The sequence below is a fragment of the Myxococcus sp. CA005 genome (assembly GCF_006518205.1).
GTDB lineage: Bacteria > Myxococcota > Myxococcia > Myxococcales > Myxococcaceae > Myxococcus > Myxococcus xanthus.
The window spans coordinates 1-2,471 of the sequence record NZ_SRLV01000189.1 but is presented as its reverse complement, the minus strand read 5'-3'; the positions used below and the strand labels follow the sequence as shown (position 1 = coordinate 2,471).

The following is a 2,471-nucleotide window of genomic DNA, read 5'->3' as shown; positions in this document are numbered from 1 at the left end:
GTCTCCGAGTCCTCCACCGGCACGTCTCGCACTGCTCCTGTCCTCCCGTTCGTCCCCGTTTCGGGGATCTGCGTCGAAAGGTGGCCAGTTTGATCTTCCGCGCCGGAAGCGGCAACCCCAACGAGCTCCGGCTCCGCGCGCTGCTCCACCGGCGCGGCGGCGTGTGCCACCTCGCCCCCGGTCGACACCGCGTCCATCAACCGGAGGGCCGGGAGCCCCAGGTCCTTGTCGTACTCGGCACGCAGCTCTTCGTCGGAGAGAATCTCCAGCGCCTCGGCGAGCCGAGTGCGGAGCTCATCCACCTGGCCCTCATCCACGAGCGCATAGACGGCGATGGAGTCCGGTGCATACAGCTCCGTCAGCCGTTCGTACGCCGCCCGAATCTCCTCCTTCGGAGCGGTGACGGGGACTTCGAGAATCTCGTAATAGGTCTGCTGCTCGAAGGGCTTCATGGTGTGGAACGCTGGGGGGAGCCGTCGAGTGTGAGGATACGCGTTGCGATGCCCAGAATGGCAGTGGCCGCCGCGGAATCCGGTCGCTCGATGAGGACGGGCTTGCGCTTGCGCACCGCGCGCCATGCCTCGTCGTCGTAGCGAATGGCTCCGAGGACATCCATTTCGATGCCAAAGAACTTCTTCCATGCGGCGGCCACCGAGGTGCCCACCGACAGGTCCGCATCCGTGCGCGCCTGGTTCACGATCAGCCGGATGCGGAACGCGGAGAGCTCGCGCTCCAAGCGGTCCGCGATGGCCGGGTCCTTGCGCCGGGCCTGCGCCAGCACGTCATGCAGCGTGCGCAGCGCCCCCTCACGGGTGGTGAGCGCGTCGTCCACCAGGTCCTCGATGCCGTACTGCGACTCCACCTGCTGGAGCTTGCGGAAGAAGGCCGCCTTCGCGAAGCGGTAGGCGTTCTCCACCGACGTGGGCTCGGGCAACATCACCAGCACGCCGTGGTCGGCGAGGATGAAGAAGTCGATGGTGTTGAAGCTCGTCCCCGCGCCCAGGTCCAGGATGAGGTAGTCCGCCGACGTGCCCATCAACGTCCGCAGCAGCTTCTGCTTCTGCGCGTACTTGAGGTTGGCCGCGTCCAGCGCATCCTGCGCGCCGGCGATCAGCGACAGCCGGGGCACGCCCGTCGGAACGATGACCTCTTCCAACTGCGCCTTGTTCCGACGCAGGAAGTCGGACAGCGTCGCGTTGGGCTGTCCGACCCCCAGGCACGTGTGGAGGTTGGCGCCGCCCAGGTCCACGTCCACGAGCAGCACGTTGGCCCCGGATTGGGCCAGGGCCACGCCCAGGTTGGCGGACACCATGGACTTGCCAATGCCGCCCTTCCCGCCTCCCACGGCGATGATGCGCCGCGGGCGAGGACGGCGTGACAGACCAGGAGGGCCGGAGACCATGGAGCCTGGCTCCGTGGGGCCCAGGACACGGGATTCGGTCCAGGGCGCTGGCGAGGGTTGGGGCATGCCCCCCCATCAAATCCCGAACCCGGGGTCGCGTCGACTCCCCGGCCTACTGCATCCGTTCAGTGGAGCATCCCGGCCCGCGCATGCGCCGGAAACCCGTCACTCCCGGTGTTTCCAGCCCCTGCGGTGAGCCCGGATGCCCACCAGGCAGGCGCTACTCGTCGAGCAGCTCGACGTTCCAGTACGACGCATCCGCCAGGTGCAGGAACGGTAGCCACTCCTGATACGTCACCTTGCGGGTGGCGCCGCGGAACAGCGGCGTCCAGCGCGGGCGCACGGGCTTCTTGAGCAGCTTCATGTGGGCCTGCTCCGGCGTGCGCCCACCCTTCCTCAGGTTGCAAGGCACGCAGGAGCACACCACGTTCTCCCACGTCGTCTTGCCGCCCTGCGTGCGCGGCATGACGTGGTCCAGGTTCAGCTCGCTGCGCGGCAGGTTCTTGCCGCAGTACTGGCAGGTGTCGTTGTCACGCGCGTAGATGTTGAGCCGGGAGAAGCGCACCCGCCCTCGGGGCAGATGGTCATACGCGCTGAGCACCAGGACACGGGGAACGCGGATGGTGCGCTCGATGGTGGTGATGCAGTCCTGTGTCGCGCTCAGCTCTGCCCAATCCGCGAACTCGTAGAGCCGGTACTGCGAGTCGATGGCCTTGGCCACCCCCAGGTACAGGAGCGAGAACGCCCGCTTCACCGAGGTGACATGCACCGGCTGGTAGTACCGGTTGAGGACAAGCACGGCGCTGTTGATCATGGCGGGTTCCCTGGAATGGCGGCCGCGACGGCATCCGCGACGGCCTGGAGCTCCTCCTCCTCGAGACACCGGACGTCGAGGAGCACCTCGCCATCCGCGATCCTCCCAATAACCGGCGACATGCCTCCGCGCAGGCGCTCCAGGAATTCTTCCGGCGTCCCTAGGGTGAGGATGCACGCGGAGGACGGCAACCTGGCCAGCGGCATGGCACCCCCACCCACCTGCCCCTCCACGCTGGCCAGGTTGCCGTCCTCC

Annotated in this window: 3 protein-coding genes and 1 pseudogene; all 4 read right to left on the bottom strand. The window is 67.5% G+C overall.

The genetic code is table 11. From position 1 onward, the window contains the following. The coding region (locus FMQ63_RS37035; RefSeq protein ID WP_141277045.1) for a J domain-containing protein at positions 1 to 452 on the bottom strand (452 nt) is incomplete at its 3' end. Then, positions 449 to 1,402, bottom strand: coding sequence for a P-loop NTPase (locus FMQ63_RS37030; protein WP_011553382.1), 954 nt, complete (start codon positions 1,400 to 1,402; stop codon positions 449 to 451). The genes FMQ63_RS37035 and FMQ63_RS37030, both read right to left, overlap by 4 nt. A 220-nt stretch (positions 1,403 to 1,622) precedes the next feature. After that, positions 1,623 to 2,216, bottom strand: coding sequence for an HNH endonuclease (locus FMQ63_RS37025; RefSeq protein ID WP_020478752.1), 594 nt, complete (start codon positions 2,214 to 2,216; stop codon positions 1,623 to 1,625). Beyond that, a pseudogene (locus FMQ63_RS37020) lies at positions 2,213 to 2,471 on the bottom strand (L-seryl-tRNA(Sec) selenium transferase); the annotation flags it as partial. The pseudogene FMQ63_RS37020 and the gene FMQ63_RS37025, both read right to left, overlap by 4 nt.

What these genes read in the sequence shown, in the direction of transcription:
- FMQ63_RS37030 (WP_011553382.1), bottom strand. Translation starts at nt 1,402, where the DNA reads ATGGTCTCCGGCCCTCCTGGTCTGTCACGCCGTCCTCGCCCGCGGCGC.
- FMQ63_RS37025 (WP_020478752.1), bottom strand. Translation starts at nt 2,216, where the DNA reads ATGATCAACAGCGCCGTGCTTGTCCTCAACCGGTACTACCAGCCGGTG.